At 33.4% G+C, this 20,820-nt stretch carries 15 protein-coding genes; 11 read left to right on the top strand and 4 right to left on the bottom strand.

Features of this window, described 5'->3' with window-relative positions:
- The first annotated feature begins 281 nt into the window (after positions 1–281).
- The 5 genes from RAH41_RS13630 to RAH41_RS13610 all read left to right on the top strand — a co-directional run bounded on the left by RAH41_RS13630 (position 282) and on the right by RAH41_RS13610 (position 6,413).
- On the top strand, positions 282–1,316 hold the full coding sequence (locus tag RAH41_RS13630; RefSeq protein ID WP_331223136.1) for an AI-2E family transporter: 1,035 nt from the start codon (positions 282–284) through the stop codon (positions 1,314–1,316).
- A gap of 268 nt (positions 1,317–1,584) precedes the next feature.
- Entirely contained in the window at positions 1,585–3,579 is a 1,995-nt protein-coding gene (locus RAH41_RS13625) for an alkyl/aryl-sulfatase (protein ID WP_331223135.1), read from the top strand.
- A gap of 688 nt (positions 3,580–4,267) precedes the next feature.
- On the top strand, positions 4,268–5,755 hold the full coding sequence (locus tag RAH41_RS13620; protein WP_331223132.1) for an amino acid permease: 1,488 nt from the start codon (positions 4,268–4,270) through the stop codon (positions 5,753–5,755).
- A 202-nt stretch (positions 5,756–5,957) separates the two neighbouring features.
- The gene (locus RAH41_RS13615) at positions 5,958–6,146 is read left to right on the top strand and encodes a hypothetical protein (RefSeq protein WP_331223130.1); all 189 of its coding nucleotides are present in this window, start codon (positions 5,958–5,960) and stop codon (positions 6,144–6,146) included.
- 12 nt (positions 6,147–6,158) lie between these two features.
- A complete protein-coding gene (locus RAH41_RS13610; protein WP_331223129.1) occupies positions 6,159–6,413 on the top strand; it encodes a spore coat protein in 255 nt (84 codons plus the stop codon).
- 37 nt (positions 6,414–6,450) lie between these two features.
- Here RAH41_RS13610 and RAH41_RS13605 read toward each other — a convergent pair whose 3' ends face one another.
- Both RAH41_RS13605 and speB read right to left on the bottom strand, forming a co-directional pair.
- On the bottom strand, positions 6,451–7,032 hold the full coding sequence (locus RAH41_RS13605; RefSeq protein ID WP_331223127.1) for a TetR/AcrR family transcriptional regulator: 582 nt from the start codon (positions 7,030–7,032) through the stop codon (positions 6,451–6,453).
- A 241-nt stretch (positions 7,033–7,273) separates the two neighbouring features.
- Positions 7,274–8,218, bottom strand: a complete 945-nt coding sequence (gene speB / locus RAH41_RS13600) for an agmatinase (protein WP_331223126.1) — start codon at positions 8,216–8,218, stop codon at positions 7,274–7,276.
- Positions 8,219–8,413: 195 nt separating this feature from the next.
- On the opposite strand from speB, the gene RAH41_RS13595 reads away from it, so the two are divergent.
- From RAH41_RS13595 to RAH41_RS13585, 3 genes are all read left to right on the top strand, one after another.
- The gene (locus RAH41_RS13595) at positions 8,414–8,563 is read left to right on the top strand and encodes a hypothetical protein (RefSeq protein WP_331223124.1); all 150 of its coding nucleotides are present in this window, start codon (positions 8,414–8,416) and stop codon (positions 8,561–8,563) included.
- Between the two features lie 273 nt (positions 8,564–8,836).
- On the top strand, positions 8,837–10,024 hold the full coding sequence (locus RAH41_RS13590) for a CaiB/BaiF CoA-transferase family protein (RefSeq protein ID WP_331223122.1): 1,188 nt from the start codon (positions 8,837–8,839) through the stop codon (positions 10,022–10,024).
- Between the two features lie 24 nt (positions 10,025–10,048).
- Positions 10,049–11,581 (top strand): long-chain-fatty-acid--CoA ligase, encoded by a 1,533-nt coding sequence (locus RAH41_RS13585; RefSeq protein ID WP_331223120.1) that lies wholly within the window; start codon positions 10,049–10,051, stop codon positions 11,579–11,581.
- A gap of 56 nt (positions 11,582–11,637) precedes the next feature.
- Here RAH41_RS13585 and RAH41_RS13580 read toward each other — a convergent pair whose 3' ends face one another.
- Positions 11,638–12,249 carry a TetR/AcrR family transcriptional regulator gene (locus RAH41_RS13580; RefSeq protein ID WP_331223119.1) on the bottom strand — a complete coding sequence of 204 codons (612 nt, stop codon included), beginning with the start codon at positions 12,247–12,249 and terminating at the stop codon, positions 11,638–11,640.
- Between the two features lie 224 nt (positions 12,250–12,473).
- On the opposite strand from RAH41_RS13580, the gene kynU reads away from it, so the two are divergent.
- The 3 genes from kynU to RAH41_RS13565 all read left to right on the top strand — a co-directional run bounded on the left by kynU (position 12,474) and on the right by RAH41_RS13565 (position 16,224).
- The gene (gene kynU / locus RAH41_RS13575) at positions 12,474–13,760 is read left to right on the top strand and encodes a kynureninase (RefSeq protein ID WP_331223117.1); all 1,287 of its coding nucleotides are present in this window, start codon (positions 12,474–12,476) and stop codon (positions 13,758–13,760) included.
- 38 nt (positions 13,761–13,798) lie between these two features.
- Complete coding sequence (locus tag RAH41_RS13570; protein ID WP_331223115.1) at positions 13,799–15,229, top strand: amino acid permease; 1,431 nt, start codon at positions 13,799–13,801, stop codon at positions 15,227–15,229.
- A gap of 278 nt (positions 15,230–15,507) precedes the next feature.
- Positions 15,508–16,224: an alpha/beta hydrolase gene (locus RAH41_RS13565; protein WP_331223114.1), complete on the top strand. Its 717-nt coding sequence runs from the start codon at positions 15,508–15,510 to the stop codon at positions 16,222–16,224.
- Between the two features lie 375 nt (positions 16,225–16,599).
- Here the strand turns inward: RAH41_RS13565 and RAH41_RS13560 are convergent, their stop codons facing one another.
- Positions 16,600–20,727 (bottom strand): S8 family serine peptidase, encoded by a 4,128-nt coding sequence (locus RAH41_RS13560; RefSeq protein ID WP_331223113.1) that lies wholly within the window; start codon positions 20,725–20,727, stop codon positions 16,600–16,602.
- Positions 20,728–20,820: the final 93 nt, after the last annotated feature.

The following is a 20,820-nucleotide window of genomic DNA, read 5'->3' as shown; positions in this document are numbered from 1 at the left end:
TCATTCAATTGGGTTTAAAGTAAAATGAAAGTAGGGGAAGCTATTACTAGATAGCTTCTCTTTTTTTTTCGCAGACTTTGAATGCTTATCCTTTTTGTCAATAAATTGTACTGATTTGTCTTATTAATAGATGGAAATGAATTAGATTATTGTATATAATCATAAGCGTCGTCTAGTTTAAATACAAATTAATAGAGAGATTAATTTCATCTAATAAAAAAACTGAAAATAAAAAAAGTCCAAACTACTCAAATATCAAGAAAAAGTAAGGAGGTTGTAGAATGGATGTGAAAAAATTTTATCAAAGTAGCACGTTTAAACGATTAGCAATCATTTCAAGTATCGTTCTAGTGTTGATCTTAATTCGGAAAATAATAAATTTAGTCTTACTAATTTTCATTTTTACGTATTTAATGGATCGGATACATAAATTTATTACGAATAGAGTAAATAAGATACTGCCAGTTAATCGTTTAGTTGTTGTCTATTCTTTGTATGTTGTCATTGTGGCGGCTTTAGTTTTTGGAATCTATAATTATTTACCGATTATTACAACTCAAGTTGTTCAACTAATCGTCCAAATAAAAACGTTTTATATGAATCCGCCAGATGAGAAAATTATCAACTATATCGTTACTGCAATTAAAAAGGTTGAAATATCAGGCTATACAGAGCAAGGCTTAGATTTTTTATATAAGTATGCATCTAATATTAGCCAGTGGGGAATTGAAGTATTAATCGCTCTAGTTCTGAGTTTCTTTTTTCTTCTTGAAAAACCTCGAATTATAGCTTTTACTCGAAAATTTAAAAATAGTAAAATATCAGTTCTTTATAATGAATTGGCCTATTTTGGTGAAAGATTTTCGCGTTCTTTTGGAAAAGTAATTGAAGCGCAATTTATCATTGCATTTGTGAATTGTATTTTATCGGTAATCGCTTTAAACTTTATGGGATTTCCTCAGTTAATCGGTTTAGGCTTTTTGATTTTCTTACTTGGACTAATCCCTGTAGCAGGTATGTTTATTTCATTAATACCTCTTTGTACGATTGCTTATACAATCGGTGGAATGGCTCATATTATGTATGTAATCATCATGATTTTAGTCTTACATGCGCTTGAAAGTTATTTCTTAAATCCAAAACTTATATCAGCTAAAACAAACTTACCTGTTTTTTATACATTTTTAATTCTCGTTTTCTCAGAACGCTTTTTTGGCGTATGGGGTCTGATCATCGGTATTCCTGTATTTATCTTTTTACTAGATGTATTAGACGTAACAGATCATGATAAGAAACAAAGCGAAGCGGCTGATTAATCGAAAAGATGATATCGAGTTTACATCGATATCATCTTTTTTTTGTGTGTTGAAAAAAGAGGTTTTATTAAGTACAGTGATTTCCACTACGTCAAGCTCTCTTTCCATAGGCCATGAGCAAAAGCCCCCTTGTTCCTGCGGAGTCTCCCCCTTCCTCTCATAATTCAGCACTAATATTAACATAAATTGGAAATTTGAAGGCAAACTAAAGAAAGGTTTCAGCATTATCTGGGGGCTGTTGCGATGTCTAAAAAATAGGAGTAAAAACATGTTTGAAAAAATATACTTAAAAAGATTAACTATTTATCTACTATTAGTCATTTTATTCTTTAGTCATTTTAATAATAACAAAGTTTATTCACAAACGATGCCTCCTACGATGGATACAATTAAATCCAATGAAAAAATTTATACTGAATTAAATTTTAATGATAAGCAAGATTTTATTGACGCTCATAGAGGGTTCATTTCACCATTAATGCAAAATCAAATAAAAAATACAAAAGGTGTTGTCATCTGGGATCAATACCAATATTCTATTATAAATGATGGACCCGCCCCTTTAACGGTCAATCCATCCTTATGGAGACAGGCTCAATTACTAGATTCACCGGGACTTTACAAGGTAGTTGATGGGATCTATCAAATTCGTGGACAAGATATATCTGTAATGACCATTGTAGAAGGTAAAACAGGTTTAATCATATTAGACACATTATCAACGAGTGAAACTGCAAAAGCAGCGATGGCATTATATTATGCAAATCGCCCTAATAAACCAGTTAGTGCAGTAGTTATTAGCCATAGTCATGTTGATCATTTTGGAGGGATAAAAGGAGTTTTACAATATGCCACAAATCCAGAAAAAGTACCAATTATTACACCACTGAATTTTTCAAAGGAAGTAGTAAGTGAGAATATCCTTTTAGGCCATATCATGTCACGAAGAGCGGGGTATATGTTCGGAAATCTTTTACCTTTAAATAAAAAAGGATACGTAACAAATGGGATTGGCTCTAGACTTAGTAATGGTACAATTAGCTTTTTGCAACCGACAATTGAAATAAAAGATAAAGTACAAACGATGAAAATAGATGGAGTTCAGTTTAAATTTTTATTAACGTTAAATACTGAAGCACCTTCAGAAATGCATTATTACATAAATGATTACAAAACTTTAGTAGTCGCTGAAAATACAGGTCATACGATGCATAATTTTTATACTTTAAGAGGTGCGAAAACACGAGATGCTTCGGAGTGGGTAAAAGCTTTGGATGATACAATCAATTTAGTTAGTAAAGAAGAAATTGGAGCATTAATTACAGCGCATAGCTGGCCGTTATGGGGGAAAAGTCGTGTAATCGACCATCTGTCAAAGCAACGGGATTTATATAAATACATTCATGATCAAACAATTCGTCTAGCAAATCAAGGCTATACTGCAGATGAAATAGCTGAACAAATAAAACTACCTAGTAGCCTTGATAAATACTGGGCGAATCGAGGATATTATGGTAATTTAAAGCAAAATGCCAAAGCAGTTTACAATTATTATTTAGGCTATTTTAATGGAAACCCATCTGATTTAGATCCACTTCCACAAGTAGAGAGTGGAACTAAATATGTTCAATATATGGGTGGAGAAAAGAAAGTACTGAAGCTAGCAAAAGCGGATTTTGAAAAAGGGGAATATCGTTGGGTAGCGCAAGTTTTGAAAAATGTTGTGATGGCAAATCCTACTAATAAAAAGGCAAAAGACTTACTAGCTAAATCTTACGAGCAATTAGGCTATCAGTCCGAATCTGCAGCCTGGAGAAATTATTATTTAACAGGGGCAGAAGAACTGAGAAAAGGAATTGTCAAGTTAGATGGTTCGAAAACTACTAGTACTGTTGACCCTCAGATAATCTTAAGTATGGAAGTAAATGATTTTTTAGAATATATGTCAATTACACTAAATGGACCAAAAGCAAATGATAAAAATTTAACATTTAATGTAAATTTTACTGATTTGGATACAAATTATACAATTGATATCAAGAACGCTGTTTTTAAATATAGCAAAGGTCTAACAACCACAAAATCTGATGCATCATTATTTGTAGATAAAGTAACTTTTTATTTCATGATGCTTGGGAAACTTGATGTAAATCAGGCAATTGAAAGTGGAAAGTTAAGCATTAATGGGAATAAGCAGAAATTTAAAGAGATGTTAAATTTATTTGATCATTTCAATCAAGAGATCAATATTGTTACTCCATAAGATAGATTAAAAATAGATGTTAAAGCATTCTTCAGGAAATATGAAGAATGTTTTTTTAAATTTTTCGTTCTAAAAATTCAGAAAACTAAAAACAAAGTCTTATTCATTTTTTTGTATATGGTTGATGATCTTTAAGATAAAAATTCAGGACATTTCACCTGCAAAAGAATGATGATTTTCCTATAGACAGATAATTATTTTTGAACTTCTAAATAGTGTAAAGCTTTATAAAATAAGGATATAATTTTGCGAAGCGCTTTCATTATATAATTTTTACCAATCTAATAATTAATTGTTGAAGTATGTCGAACTTAGATTTAATATATATTTATTGTTTCAAATAAATATACGATTTTTGAAAATTTAACTATACTTAAATAACTCTAAATTATCTAAACAATGAAAAAACTTCTTCTATTTTTCGTCAAATTATGATAATTTAAATTAAGTACATTTCGATGATGAAAGCAAAAAAAATGAAAACGCTACCAGCATTGAGGGTATTAGATTTGTTCCTTTTTTTAATCGAGAAGGGAGGATTTTCATCTTTACATCGCTCAGTCTCCAGGTTTAGTATTAGAATGTGTTTTGCAATTTCCTGTCGAATAGTCAGAGATACACTGGTATGCGAGCTTTTAAAGATTTAAATTCTAGGAGAAATTTTAATTTAAAATAAAGAGGTGTATTCATGCAAAATACAAACCGTAAAAGTGACTTCACTGTTCAAAGTAACGCGCCTAAAAAAGAACATTTAGAAAGAAAACTAAAAACAAGACATTTAACAATGATCGCTATGGGTGGTACGATTGGTACTGGTCTATTTCTAGCGAGTGGAGCAACAATACATGATGCAGGGCCAGGTGGAGCTCTTGTTGCTTATTTAATTGCTGGTATCATGGTTTATTTCCTTATGACTAGCTTAGCTGAAATGGCAACTCTTATTCCAATTTCGGGTTCTTTTAGCACATATACTTCAAGATTTGTCGACCCAGCTCTTGGTTTCGCTGTTGGTTGGAATTATTGGTACAACAATGCAATTATCCTTGCTTTAGAATTATCAGCTTCGGCTTTAATTATGAAGTATTGGTTCCCACATACGCCTGGAATCGTATGGAGTTCTATATTCCTTGTTTTAATTTTTGGTTTAAATGTACTATCTGTAAAAGGATATGGAGAATCTGAGTTTTGGTTTTCAATTATTAAAGTAGCTACAATCATTATTTTCATCGTCATTGGATTATTAATGATTTTCGGTATTATGAGTGGTCATACTGGTGGATTTGATAATTTCACAAAAGGAGAAGCACCATTTAAAGGCGGTCTCTTATCGATCTTTAGTGTATTTATGATTGTAGGATTTGCTTTCCAAGGAACTGAAATGGTTGGGGTTACTGCAGGGGAAAGTGAAAATCCTGAAAAGAACATTCCAAAAGCAATCAAACAAATCTTTTGGCGAATTTTATTATTTTACGTATTAGCGATTTTCGTTATCGGCTGTTTAATCAGCTATACAGATCCTAACTTATTAGGTGGAGATGTTGATAGTATTGCGATTAGTCCATTTACTTTAGTATTTAAACATGCAGGACTAGCTTTTGCAGCTGCTGCAATGAACACAGTAATATTAACATCAGTTTTATCAGCAGGTAATTCAAGCTTATACGTTGGTTCTCGTGTATTATGGGTATTAGCTGAAGAAGGAAAAGCACCAAAATTCTTAAGAAAAGTAAACAAAGGTGGAGTTCCAGTAAGTGCATTAATTGCGACGACTCTAATTGGTGCGCTTTGCTTTTTAACTTCATTATTTGGTGATGGTACAGTATACTCTTGGTTATTAAATGCAGCAGGCTTGGCTGGTTATATTTCTTGGTTAGGCATTTCAATTACGCATTATCGCTTCCGTAAAGCGTATATCGCTCAAGGAAGAAAATTAAAAGATCTACCTTATTTAGCAAAATGGTTCCCACTTGGTCCAATTCTAGCAACAGTTTTATGTTTAGTTGCAATGCTTGGAACAAATTATGAAGCATTTACAGGAGACAAAATTGACTGGTATGGTGTTGCTGTTTCTTACATTGGACTACCATTATTTATTCTTGGGTATCTTGGCTATAAAGTCGTGATGAAAACGAAAAAGGTTAAATTAGAAGAAGCTGATTTCAGCAGAGAGTTATAATTAAATTTGACTAAAGCTCAATCTATTATTCGAATAGATTGAGCTTTTTTACGTATTTTTTTACAGTTTTTTGGAAAATTAATAATGTCAATGTGTGGAGTATTCGAAAAACCTTTCTGATTAACAAAGTCAGAGAAGGACAGAAGCTCAGGCAGACGAAAAAAGAAGTATGTAATTTTTTGTTCGAAAGGAGAAATTAAGTATGAATAATGGATTAACAGAACTTGAATTAGAAAATCTTCGTCATATTATCGGAGGACATAGTACAATCGCAAATAAATTAGAGGCCTATGCTCAAAATTGTTCTGATCCTGAATTAAAAGCATTACTACAAAGAGATGCTCAATCAGCACAGCAATCAAGACAAGAACTTTTAAATTTTTTAGGATAAGGAGATAAGACAATGTTTCAAGATAAAGATATGGTAAATGATTATTTAGAAGGTCTAAATGCTAGTTTAGCTGCTTATGCTGGATATATTAATCAATCGAATAATTCAGAGTTAAGACAAACTTTAATTCAATTACGAAATCAAGATGAAGCGCGTCAACGCACATTGTACAATTATGCATTACAAAAAGGATTTTACAAACCAGCTGCACCTGCAGATGACAATTTAATTCAGCAGTTTAAATCAGAATTAACGGCTAATCAGTAATAATAAAAAAGCATTCGTTTTATCGAATGCTTTTTTATTATTCGTTTTGAAATCCGTACCAAAAATTTCGCCAAATGTTTGATATTCTTGGCTTCATCTTTTCAGCTCCATAATAGGATAATTCAATAAAGATACCATCAATTAAACAGTAATAAGACATAACAAAATCTTCAACATTCCCTGTTCGAATTTCGCCATTTTTAATCCCTTTATCAATTACTGATCTTAAAATAGTCGACATCGCTTCTTCAGATTCCATGAACTGAGTATGTAATTGCTCCTTTAATTGTTCAGGTGAAAAAAAGACAGCGCGGTTCACGAAAGTAGATTGCTCCTCGAACTCAATATAATATTCAAATGTTAAATTTAGAATTTTGTAAAGTTGTTCTTTTGCAGATAGTTCGCTTATTTCACCCATTAGTTCGTCTACTTTTTTCACATGAAGCCATAGAATGTTTTCATAAATAGTAAGAAAGATTTCTTCTTTACTTTTAAAATGATTATAAATAGATGGTTTTTGAATCCCAACAGCTTTAGCAATTTCAGTTAAACTTGTACCCTCATAGCCATTTTTAGAAAATAAGGCAAGTGCTGCTGCAATAATCTTATCCTTTGTCATATTCATCCTCCGAAACTAACTCTTGTTAGCTAGATTATAAACTGGAATCTGTTTGAAGTCTAAAAATTATTGAAATTTAATTTGAAAAAGTTAATAGGAGTAACTGCAACCCATAAAAGTAGAAGTTTTAAGGCTTCATGAGGAAGGAGTAAAGGAAAAAACTAAAAATAGCGTCCTCATATAAAGTTAATGAGTACAACACACTAAAAAAACTCTGTTTAAATAACAGAGTTTTTATAAATTACTTTGACTCTCCTTTATTAATTCGCAATGTAGCTAAACTAGCAAATTCATGTACAAGTGTTGCAGCTAAAAGGGATGTGATCTGTGTTGGATCATAGGATGGCAGTACTTCAACTAAATCAAATCCTATAAAATTGAAATCAGTTAACGTACGGATCATTTTCAAAGTTTCCATACTATTATATCCACCAACTTCAAGCGTTCCAGTTCCAGGCGCACAAGAAGGATCGACAAAATCAATATCAAATGTTAAGAAACATGGAGTATCACCAATTACTTCTTTCATTTCTCTTAAAATATCTTCAAAACCTCGTTCATACATATCAGGAGTCGTAATAACATTGTAGCCTAGATCATGACTAGCATCGATATCTCCAGGATGGTTCAATGTACCTCGAATTCCTAATTGGAATACCTTGTTTGGAATGAGTAATCCTTCTTCATGAGCTCGAATAAAAGGAGAGCCGTGCCAATATTTTTCGTCATAATAAGTATCCCATGTATCAGTATGTGAGTCAAAATGAATCATTGCAACTGGCCCATGCTTTTTAGCTGCTGCTCTAAGGTTTGCAAGGGTAATTGAGTGGTCACCACCTAAGGCGATTGGAATAATATTTTGATCCATTAATTCAAACATTGCATCTTCAATAATTTTATAACTACGGTGAATATTATGCGGGATAACGGACACATCTCCAATATCGATTGCATTACTATCATCAAAAGGATATACCTTGTGAATTGGATGATATGGAAATAGGGTCATAGAAGCTTGGCGAATTGCTTGAGGTGCAAAACGAGCACCCACACGAAACGATGCAGCCGTATCAAAAGGCATACCTACGATTGCTAATTTCGCATTTTCTTTTGCAGACGGTAATCTCATAAACGTTCCAGTTGTACAAAACTCAGGTTTTACATCAGGGGAAAGTGGATATTTCATAAAAAATCATCTCCTATTTATTATTTTCTGTATTAACTACCGGTAGTTAGTTTAATATGATTATAGATTGTTAAATCTGAATAGTCAAACTATTTTATATTCAATTAAGAATTATTTATTAGCTCAAATTCCCGGATATTACGACATTTATTGTAAATAATATAATTGTTAAACAATTTATTAAGGAGGGATATTATGCCACAAAATCAACAAAGTAAAGGGAATATGGGATCAAATATGAAATCAGGAACGAATCCTCAAAAAGTAAAACAACAAATTCAAAATGACGTAAGCCAAGGACAAGGAGCAATGACTTCTCGTGAGGCAGGGGCAATGCGTGATTAAAAAACCACTTTTAGTGGTTTTTTTCTGCTTAAAATTTTATTACTCCTGAATATAGGTAGATAAAAAAACATATAAACTATCTGATCAGAGTTTTCAGTTTCATGTGTTTAATTCAAAATTGCATCTACTTTTTTAAACTAGTGGGCACTAATCAACATTCAATAATATGACTTTTAAAAAAGGAGAGATACCAAGTAATCTAGAATAATTAATGTACAATGACAAATTATAGAGATGGAGTGAGGAAATTATTTTGAATAGTAGGTTAACTCTATGTTAAATAGATTGAAAATTCTGGATTTTACTCGTCTTTTACCAGGTCCCTATGCAACTATGATACTAGCGGATTTAGGTGCAGAAGTATTACGAATCGAATCTCCATATCATCCCGACATATTGCAAACTTCACCTCCATTTGATGGGGACCAATCTGCCGCACATCAAACAATTAATCGTTCTAAAAAATCTATTACCCTTGATTTGAAAAATGAAGAAGCAACTGAAATTATTTATAAGTTAGTGAAAGAGTATGATATTGTCATTGAGCAATTTCGGCCAGGAGTATTGGAAAAGCTTGGATTAGGATATGAGCAATTGAAGAAAATTAACTCGAAACTAATTTACTGTTCAATTACTGGTTATGGTCAATCAGGGCCGTATCGAATTCGTGCAGGACATGATAACAATTATCTTTCTTTAACTGGTGTGTTGAGTTATTCAACTAGAAAAAGTGAACGCCCAGTTCCGATGGGAATCCAAGTTGCAGACCAAGTAGGTGGATCGTTACACGCGATTATCGGCATTTTGTCAGCTGTCATTCATCGTGAACAAACTAGTGAAGGACAGTGGATTGATATTTCAATGACAGATTGTACTTTTGCATTGCAATCTTTAATGGGTTCTGGATGGTTAACTCAAAAAATTAATCCAATGCCAGAGGAACATCTGTTGAATGGAGGTGTGTTTTATGATTATTACGAAACAGCAGATGGACGTTTCTTTTCAGTTGGTAGTCTTGAACCATCATTTCGAAAACAATTATGTGAGGCATTAGAAATCATTCAATTTCTACCTTATTCTTTTAGTGGGGATAAAGAGGAATTGGATTTATTTAAAAATGAAGTAAAAGGTGCATTTAGTAAGAGAACGTTTAATGAGTTAATCGAAATTTTTAGTAAATTTGATGCGTGTGTTGAGCCAGTTTTAACTTTTGAAGAAGCATGTGAGCATCCGCAATTAAAAGAAAGGGGGCTTTTAGTAAACGTCAAAAAAAATGATGGTACAAGTCAGTTGCAAATTGGTTCACCTTTTAAATCGTCAGTGTTCTGTCCTACTTATCAACATGTTGGCGTAAAACCTGGTACGAATACAACAGAAGTTTTAACAAATTTAGGATACGATAATCAAACAATTAATCAATTCATTGAAAAAGGAGTTATTAGGTCAGCTGATGAAAACTAAATCATTTCAGACGGGGGTAAGCAAATGAGTTTTGGAAATGTATTATCGTTAAACGCAAAAAGGCACCCGGATAAATTAGCATTAGTCTATCAAGACCGTACATACACATACATGGAATTCAATAAAGTGGTTAATCGTTTTGCATGGGGATTACAAAAACTAGGTTTAAAAAAAGGTGAAAAACTAGCTCTAATGATGGCAAACTCTGACTTGTTTGCGATTAGTTATTGTGCTGCTGTAAAAGTAGGTGCAGTTGTCGTTCCAATTAACTTCCGCCTAATTTCACGAGAAGTTGAATATATTTTAGAGCAGTCGGATAGTGTCTTTGTAGTTTGTGATTCAGAACTAGAAAAAATCGTTTTAGATGCTGCAAAGTCCTTAATGAAAGTAAGAAATATCATTACTGCTCCAGCTACTTCATCGCCAAATTGTTTAAGCTACTTTGATGTGTTGTCAACTATTGATGAAGATCCTCAAGTAGAGATTTCAGGAGATGATGATTTTCATTTATTATATACTTCAGGTACGACTGGGCAACCAAAAGGTGCGCTTTTTGACTATAAACGAATTGAAAAGCTCATAAATGGATTGAGTGCGGTAATGGGACAAAGCTGCCAGGATCGGCTTTTACATGTGGCTCCTTTATTCCATTGTGCACAGCTGGTAATATTTTTTTTACCAGGTTTATATTTGGGTATGACAAATGTGGTCCATCGTGATTTTAACCCAGTAAATGTTTTAAAGGATATTGAAAAGTATAAAATTACTTTATTTTTTGGGGTCCCTACAATGTATAACTATTTACAGCAAGTTCCAAATGCTGATCAATTTGATCTTTCTTCCGTAAAACGTTGTGCCTATGGTGCAGCTCCTATGCCACCTGAAATTTTAATGAAAAGTATGAAATTATTTAATACAAATCAATTTTTCAGCTTATGTGGATTAACTGAAGGAGGGCCAACAGGGATTTATCTTTCGCCAGAAGATCATGAGCATCATTTAGGAAAAACGGGAAAAACCCCTTTACTTTATACAGTCATTAAAGTGGTCAATAAAATGGGTGAAGATGTTTTACCAGGTGAAGTTGGTGAATTAATCTTAAAAGGTGAAACAATCATGAAGGAATACTATAAAAAGCCGCAAGAAACAGCAGATACGATAAAAGATGATTGGTTATATACAGGAGATTTAGCTGTAGTAGATGAGGAAGGATATATCACATTAGTTGATCGCAGTAAGGATATGTTAATTTCAGGTGGAGAAAATATTTATTCAGTTGAAATTGAAAATGTTTTATATGAGCATCCTTCTATTTTGGAAGCAGCAGTGATCGGTACGCCTGATGCTAAATGGGGGGAGGTTGTAACGGGAATTGTCGTATTAAAAACAGGACATCGTCTATCTTTTGAAGAGATTCAAGTTTTTTGCCGTGAAAGAATGGCAGGGTATAAGATTCCTAGAGTTGTTGAATTTATTGATCAACTTCCTCGAAATGCGTCTGGCAAGGTTCAGAAGTTTATTTTAAGAGAAATGTATTGTAGCGCTAAATCAAAATAGGAAGTTAAAAAAGCTCTAACTTTAGAAGTAAAAGTTTGAGCTTTTTAATTTGGCACTTAATAAAGACCGGTTGTATAAAGTGATGTGATTGTTTTTGCAATATCTTCAATTGAATAATGCTGTTCATTTCGAACGATTTCCCATAAATACATCTCATTTGTAAAAAACCAAGCACGGGCGACTAGCTCATGATTTAGTTCTTTTCTTGCTAATCCTGTTTGTTGTGCATAAGAAATATCAAGTGATATGCGTCCAATAAACTTTTCACGAATCGTTTTCCATTTGTCTGAGATGATTTCAGATACTCCAATTGCTTGTTCAAAAATTTGCATCATATTTCGCTCATCTTCTGCCATTTTTAGAAAAGAAGTAGCTTGTTTATAAATAATTGATTCAGCGGATTCTTTCGTTTCAGGAAAAAAGTGAGTTTCGGCAATTTTATAAAACCTTTCCATTACACTTTCCATTAATACAATTAAAAGCTCTTCCTTGCCTTTAAAGTGAACATAAGCTGTTCCGTAACCAATATTAGCTTTTTTTATCATTTGTGTTATCGTCGCCTTTTGAAATCCTTCTTCAAGAAATACTTCTTTAGCAGCCTCGAGTAGTTTTTGTCTTGTCATCATTGAACGTAATTGACGCTTAGATTCTACTTTGTCATTACTCATACTACGATCCTCCAACATAAGTTACATCTAGCATATAGGTAAATGAATAAAAATGGAAGAAATGACAGAAAAACACTGTACATTAACAAAAAACCTGATCATTAAAGTTGAAACTTTTTTTATTATCTGAAAATATGACATCGTGTCATTGACATGATGTCAGTTAATTGATATGATTTTTTCACAAATAGATTTATATAGTAGATTGATAGAGGGGGAAGAGTATGAGTACGAAAGTTACAGAAACAAGTTTAGAATTCGCAAAAAAAATGGACAGTCTCGATTCACTTAGAAAGTTTAGAGATGAGTTTTACTTAAAACCTGGCTCAATCTATATGGACGGTAATTCATTAGGACTACTTTCTAAAAGAGCTGAACGTACTTTACTAGAATCATTGGATGATTGGAAGAATTATGGTATAGACGGTTGGACAAATGGAAATCATCCATGGTTTTTCATGGCAGAAAAATTAGGAGAAAAATTAGCTCCGTTAGTTGGTGCTTCTTCTGAAGAAGTAATTGTAACCGGTTCCACGACCGTTAACTTACATCAGTTAGTTGCTACTTTTTTTCAACCAAAAGGTAATCGAAAAAAGATTTTAGCGGATGAGCTTACATTCCCATCAGATATTTATGCTCTTCAAAGTCAATTACGTATTCATGGACTCGATCCTGAAAATGATCTTATTTGCGTTAAAAGTAAAGATGGTCGTTATTTAGAAGAAGAAGACATTATTCATGCAATGACAGATGAAATTGCATTGATTATCTTACCGACAGTATTATATCGCAGTGGTCAAATTTTAGATATGAAGCGTTTAACTGAAGAAGCTCATAAACGAGGAATTTTAATCGGTTTTGATGGATGTCACTCTGTTGGCTCAGTTCCACATTCTTTTAGTGAATGGGACGTTGATTTTGCCTATTGGTGTAATTATAAACACTTAAATGGTGGACCGGGTGGAGTAGGTGGCTTATTTGTAAATCATAAACATTTTGGCCAGCTACCAGGACTTGCTGGTTGGTTTAGTTCAAGAAAAGATAAGCAATTCGATATGGAGCATACGCTAACTCCTGCTGAAACAGCTGGTGCTTATCAAATTGGTACGCCTCATGTATTAAGTTGTGCACCATTAATGGGCTCATTAGAGATTTTTACGGAAGCTGGAATTGATGCGATTCGAGAAAAATCACTACAGATTAACCAATTTTTAATGGATTGTATCGAACAAGAATTACCAGATATGGGATTTTTCATTGGATCTCCTAGAGAGGATGCTCGTCGAGGAGGACATGTCAGTCTAGAGCATGAAGAAGCAGCACGTATTTGTAAGTCTCTAAAAGAAAATGGTATTATTCCTGACTTCAGAGCACCAAATATTATTCGTCTGGCACCAGTGGCACTTTACACTTCTTACGAGGAAGTTTGGAAAGTGGTACAAACACTTAAGAAAATCATGAATGAAAAGCAATATGAAAAATTTAAAAATGAACGTGAAGTTGTCGCATAAGTTGAGTTGGCTATCTAAGGGGACAAGGGGATGAGATCATGAAGAAATCAACCACTAATTATCAAATTGAAAACGAACAAGAAAAAGGCTTAAAAAGGGAGTTAAAAACTAGTCAACTAACAATGATTGCCATGGGATGTGCAATTGGGACGGGATTATTCCTTGGAAGCGGACTAGCAATTAAAACAGCTGGCCCAAGTGTATTACTTAGTTATGCAGTTGGTGCATTCATTGTTTTACTACTAATGGGTTGCTTAGCTGAGATGACTGTTGCACATCCTACTAGTGGTTCGTTTGGAACAATTGCTGAAAAATATATCCATCCTATGGCTGGATATCTTGTCCGATATTCATATTGGGTAGCACAAGTACTTGCTGTTGGAGTAGAAGTAAGTGCAATTGCAGTCTATATGAAATATTGGTTTCCAACTGTACCTGGAATCGTTTGGATTGCCTTTTTTGCAGCAGTATTAATTTATATAAATGCGACTAGTGTAAATACATTTGCAACATTTGAGTATTGGTTTTCAATGATTAAAGTAAGCGCAATTGTTGGTTTTATCTTACTAGGGACTTATATCTTATTTGGAACGTCTAATCACGGGAGTATTGGTGTAGAGAACTTAACAAATGACGGAGGATTTATGCCGTTTGGTTGGTGGGGAATGTGGGTAGCTGTCTTCATTTCACTATTTAGTTTTCTAGGAACTGAAATGATAGCGGTTACAGCGGGTGAAGCAAAAGAACCTGATATTGCTGTTCCAAAAGCTCTGAAAGCAACAGTTTTTCGTTTATCAATTTTTTATGTATTAACGATTGCAATCATGCTCATAATCGTTCCGTGGAAATCAGCAGGAGTAGATGAAAGTCCTTTTGTAAAAGTAATGGAAATATTAAATATACCTTTTGCATCAGGCGTTATGAACTTTATTATTTTAACGGCAGCTTTGTCAGCGATGAATAGCCAATTATATGCTTCAACACGAATGGTGTACTCACTTTCTAAAAGTAATCATGCACCGAAAATTTTAGGCAAATTAAGTAAAAAAGGTGTTCCAGTAAATGCTCTTGCAGTTTCAACAATTGGAATTATTGTTGCTGGAATCGTAAATGCAGTCCTACCTGATTCCTCTTATGCATTTATGATGGGTATCTCAATGTTTGGCGCGATGTTTACTTGGATGACAATCTTTGTTTCACATCTATTTTTTAGAAGAAAATGGGAACAGTCAGGCGGGCGAAAATTACCAGTAAAAATGATCGGTTTCCCGTACTTCACAATTTTAGGAGCAATTTTATTGTTAGGATTAACCATTACTTCTTGGTTTACTGGTTTTAAGATTATGCTTCAATTCGGAATACCGTGGTTAATTGTATTATCAGTGGCTTACTTATTTATAAATAAAAATAAAGCTCAGAAAATTCAACGTAACGATGCGGTATTTAAGCAGAAGGTAGATAAATTTTAATGAATTGGGGTGTCTCTCTTTTTTGAGACACTCCTTTTTTAATTTAAAGATTATTTCGAGAAAAGAGAGGAGAAAATAATGAAAGTGCAGAATTTTGTTCATAAGGTTTCTTTATGTTAGTTCGTATCTATTTTTGAATATAGGTATTTTAGTAAATGAAAATAGTCCTGTATTCATTGAAAATTCTCGAATGGAGTTGAAGGATCATTACTAGTAAAATAGAACTTGAAAATTTATCAATTGCGTATAAGGATCAAGGTAAGGGGAAGCCAATCGTTTTGATTCATGGTTTTATGGGAAGTCATGCATATTGGGAAAAAGTAATTCCAAAATTAGCAGAGGATTATCGTGTGATAGCAATTGATTTACCAGGACATGGAGACTCTACTGCTATAAAAGAAGAACATTCAATTGAAGATTATGCAGATATGATGAAAGATTTTCTAGATCAATTAAATATAAATCAAGTAACTTTGTTTGGGCACTCGCTAGGTGGTTATATTACACTGGCCTTTGCTGAAAGATACTCAAATTATTTAAATGGATTTTCATTAATCCACTCTACGGCTTATCCAGATAGTGAGGAAGCAAAAAAAGGTAGAGAGGCAAATGCTGAAAAAGTTAAAAATGAAGGAGTGAAAAACGTCGTCGATGGATTGATTCCTAAACTTTTCTCTCCAAAAAATATTCAAAAAAATAGTGCAGAAATAGATTTAGCAAAGCAGATTGGGTATAAAACTTCAGTAGATGGCACGGTTAATGCCCTAATAAGTATGAAAAATAGACCCGACAGAAATTATGTACTTAACGATACAAATTTACCTGTACTTTTACTTGCGGGTAAAGACGATCAGATTATTCCACCTGAAAAGACTTTTTCGATTGAAAAAGAAAATATTAAAACTGCTACTTTAAACAGTGCCGGACATATGAGCATGTATGAGTCTCCTGAGCAGTTAGTTAACGAGATGAAGGATTATTTAAGTTCGTTTTAATGGTATAAAATAATTAAATAATGTAAAAGGTTTAAAAAGGCTTTGATTCAAGAAACAGATCTTGATGAAAAAGTCTTTTTTTTTGTGTAATCAATTTTTAATAAGCATGGTAAATATAGGTGTAAAAAACATGATCGAGATGTTGATCTCTGGCTTTTTTCAGGGCAACTAGTTGGAATCATACCACACAACTTATTTATCAAAGTGTTGAAATATAAAATAGTCAATAGGAAAATGGGGACATTTAATAATGATCAATAGCATTTTTTAAATGACCTTTTAATGGTTTAAAAAGTTAATATTTTAAAGCAATTTGATCAGCATAAAAACGTCGGGTCTAATGACCCGACGTTTACTATTATTCTATTAAATTGTTTATTGAATGTTTAAGTCCTTCAAAATGTCTGCTAAAGTTACACCTTTAATTTTCGTTTTACCTTTAGGAACGTCTTGGACATCAGGGTTTGGTGTTAAATAGTTCTTTTGAACAAAACTCATATCCTTTGCGTCAACGATCCCATCGAAATTGATATCTGCTGCACGCTTGTTAGTACCCCAATATGTTTTAATATAATCAGCATCTAATACGTCGATTACATCATCGTTATTTACGTCTCCACCCATTACTGGAGCATATAAAATATAAGATAATCGACCTACAGTTTCACCATTCGTAACATCATATAAATCATTAATTGTTACATGTCGGTCGAAATGTCCAGGAATTTTAACTGTTAGATCATAATCTTCATTTGAAGCTGGAAGATTTTTAACAAAGTATCGTGCACTGCTGTTAAATTCTCCAGTATAAGTCTTTCCATTTTTTGATACTAATTTTAAACTCATGCCCGCCTTAGAGAAATCTTTTTTGTAGTCTAACCAAATACCCCAGTTATCTAAAAATCCATCTGCAAGTATGCCACCTTCAAGTTGAGAGTAAGTTGGTACAATATTAATACCTTGTCCAAAACCTTGAATAGTAGTAGGTGCTTGATTTAATGAGAACGCAGTAGATTTTGTAAGATCAATCGATTGAATCCATTTGATATAGTTGCTTGGTTTTTCTTTCACTTTAAACGTAATATCAATTAATGGCATATTCGTTTGGATTGGCTGAACTGAGTCACCTGATAATTGAGTGTTAAGTGTCAGTTTACTTGCTGTCTGCTCAATGATTTTAAGATCGGCATTTAAGCCATGTGACTTAGCATAAGAAACATAATCCTTATTTAAGGATACATTTGCAACGTCGTATGTTGTTGAAGGGAATGTTAATGTAAATTCTCCACCTGTTAAATCTTTAATATTATTTGCACTAAGTGATAGCGTTACATTTTCGCCATATTTCACATCATTTTTATTTGCTACTAGTTTTGCATATGGAAGTCCTTTTTTAACAAGCGTATATGAGAAATCGGGATGATCCTGCATACCATTTTGAGCGTAGTCATATGCATCAAGACTAATTTTGGTTATATCTTTACCATCTAATAGTCCAGTTTTAAATTCGAAGTCACCATTTTTTTCAATTTTTAAAGGTGTTGACGAGAATTTTGTTTTATTAATTACGTTAATCATGTTAGAAGACTGATCCCATTTAAATCCATTTTGGTTCATGATATCTACTTGTTGGTCATATATGTTACCTTTTACAGTCATACCGTCTGGAGTTACCTCATACACTCCGCCTGGTTGTTGCATTTTTACGATTGGGTTAGTATTTTCGATATAAAACACATCAGACTGTTTAAAGGTTTTACCTTCTCTGTTTGTTGCGATTAGTTCTAACTCATATTTTCCTGGAGGAGCAAGCTTTCTTGAATATGAAATTGGGTGATCCTTATGCCCTGTAAATGCACTATAAAGTCCATTAAATCCGTATTCAGTCAAGAACATCGTATCTTCCGTCAACAGACCTTGATATGCATCAACTAGTCCTAGTTCTTTTCCTGTTTTCGCATCTTTTAAAACTAAATCTACAGTTTCCATTGGACTATTGAGAGATAATCCAATGGCTGTTCCAGATGGGAAACTATGATTTAAATCACGTCGCGTTGTAAACGCGTCTTCAAAAGCATTGATCGTATTAATGCCTTCTTGTAAATGCTTGAAACCAAAAGGTATTTGGTAAACTTCATCAGAATTGCTATTGCTTATAATATAAATATAGCCTTCGTAGTTACCAAATTCTGCAGTAGCAGGGATATGAATTGTTGGTTTAATTTTTATCGTGTTGTTTGCGTTAATTGTTACGGTATCAGGAACATCTAGTTTAATATTGTTAGCGTAAGCATCTTTAGCCCCTTTAACATTTTGATTAAACTTAACTTGTACATTAAATGTTTTCTTTTTATTACTAGTATTTGAAATAGAAACAACTCGAGAGTCTGTTTTTTCTTTGTCTGCAGTAACTTGTGGTCCGAAGCTTAATGCACCTGTAACATCTGGTATTGTAATATCTTGACCATCTTTCGTGCTGATCGTTTTATCTAGTACTTTAATATGCAAGTCAGAATGCGCTGCTTCATAAACATCGATTCTTCCTGCGCCAACTTCAAATACACTGTAATCTTTTTGCAGTTTATCTGCCGTATTCATTAAAGCTGCTTTTACATCCTCTGGTTTGTATTCTGGATGTTCTTGTAAAAGTAGCGCCGCCGCTCCAGCAACGTGAGGAGTAGCCATTGATGTACCTGAAGCACTCATATATGCATTCGTATAATCGGTTAGATGATTTGGCCCATTTTGATAAGCTGGCACACTTGAGAATACAGCAACTCCTGGTGCAGTTACTTCTGGTTTGATATCATAAAATCTGTTTGATGGCCCACGTGAACTAAAATCAGCTAATGTATCTCCACTCGTTTTCATTTCTCCAATTGTGTTTAGGGTAAATGTTGCATTACCTTTTTTTACTTTATCTACAACTTTTAAACCTTCTTCATTTGTCAATGTAAAGGAAGGGATAAAGTCAAAGCCATTTCCAAGATAATGAGGGATTTGACCTTCTGTTGGGTTATTATTGTACATTAATACTGCTTTTGCTCCATGTTTCTTTGCGAGCATTACTTTTTCATTTAAGCTGAGTATTCCACGCTCAATTAAAGCAACTTTACCATTTACGTCTTTACCGCTGTAATCACTTTCACTATTACCTAGCCCGACAAACACAATCGGTATCGTTTGATTTTTAAAAGTATTTAAATCATCATCATAGCTCTTTGCAAGAAGTTTTAAATTTTGTAACGCAAGATTATCATTTGAACTTATCGTACCAGTAGCTGTAGGGATTGTCATTGAAAAATCACTCGCTCCAACTGTGATAGCTAGTGGAGAAGTACCAGGTGAACCAAGTGAATATAGGTTACTTCCTGCGTTCCCGGCTGCAATTACAGCAGTGGTACCAGCTAATGAAGCGTTATTAATCGCAATGGCATTTGGATCAAGAGGGTCATTATAATCAGATCCAAGTGATAGATTAATAACATCCATACCGTCTGCTACTGCTTTGTCTATGCCAGCGATAATATTACTAGTGAAGCCTGAACCATATGGACCAAGCACTTTGTATGCATATAGTTCAACTCCAGGTGCAACGCCAGTAACAGCATAATTAGTTTTATTTTTACCTTGACCAGCAATTGTTCCGGATACATGTGTTCCGTGGGAAGTATAGTAAGTAGTTCCACTTAATTGATTGATTTCAGATTGACCAGACTTTTTCCAATCGTCATATGTTGTTTCCATTGGATTAGTATCGTTATTCACGAAATCATATCCACCTTTATAAACATCTTTTAAATCCGGATGATTATAATCGATTCCTGTATCAATTACTGCAACCTTTACACCTTTTCCAGTAATACCTTCTTCGTGAAGTTTTGTTGCGCCGATATTTTCAGTACTATCTACTGCAGGAGAATGGCTACTTGACTCACTTGTTTGAATCTCTGAAGGAGATGGGTCTATTTGGATTACTTTATCCTCAAATATTGCTTTTACCTCATCCATTGCAAGAATAGTATGTACTTCATTAGCTGGTACAGTCATCGCAACACCATTAAATGCCAAACGGTACTCTTTACGAATTTGCATAGTTGACATTGCTTTTTTTGCTTTTCCAATTTTTTGTTTAAAATTTTGGTGAGATTTTTCTACTTTATTTTTTGCCTCATCTAAAGAGACTTCAATTCCTTTATCTTCGTTTTTCTTCACATCTGTTTTTGCAGGATCTTGTGCAAATTGCACGATGATGTTTACAGCCTTATCACTAGACGTATCGAGTTTTGGTGATAAATATTTGTCTTGATCCATCGTTCCAACACTACTATGTACTCGATTTCGATCTTCTTTTGTTAGGTTTTTTAAATACTGCTCTACGTTTAATCCGCCACCTTGAGAAGTAGAATCAACTGATGCAAAAGTATGACTAGAAAATAGCAAACTAGCAGCTATAAAACTAGTGGAAACAACTTTGAGTGGCAATACTGAATTTCTTTTCAAATACAAAACACCCCTTCAATTTTAATTTAAGGAATTAACCCTATATTTCGATTATTAAGAAAATTTAATAGCCAGTCAATTGGGTTATTTATT

The sequence above is a fragment of the Gottfriedia acidiceleris genome (genome assembly GCF_036421055.1).
GTDB lineage: Bacteria > Bacillota > Bacilli > Bacillales > Bacillaceae_G > Gottfriedia > Gottfriedia acidiceleris_C.
The sequence above is the reverse complement of the archived record's forward strand: the minus strand, read 5'-3'. Positions and strand labels throughout refer to the sequence as shown.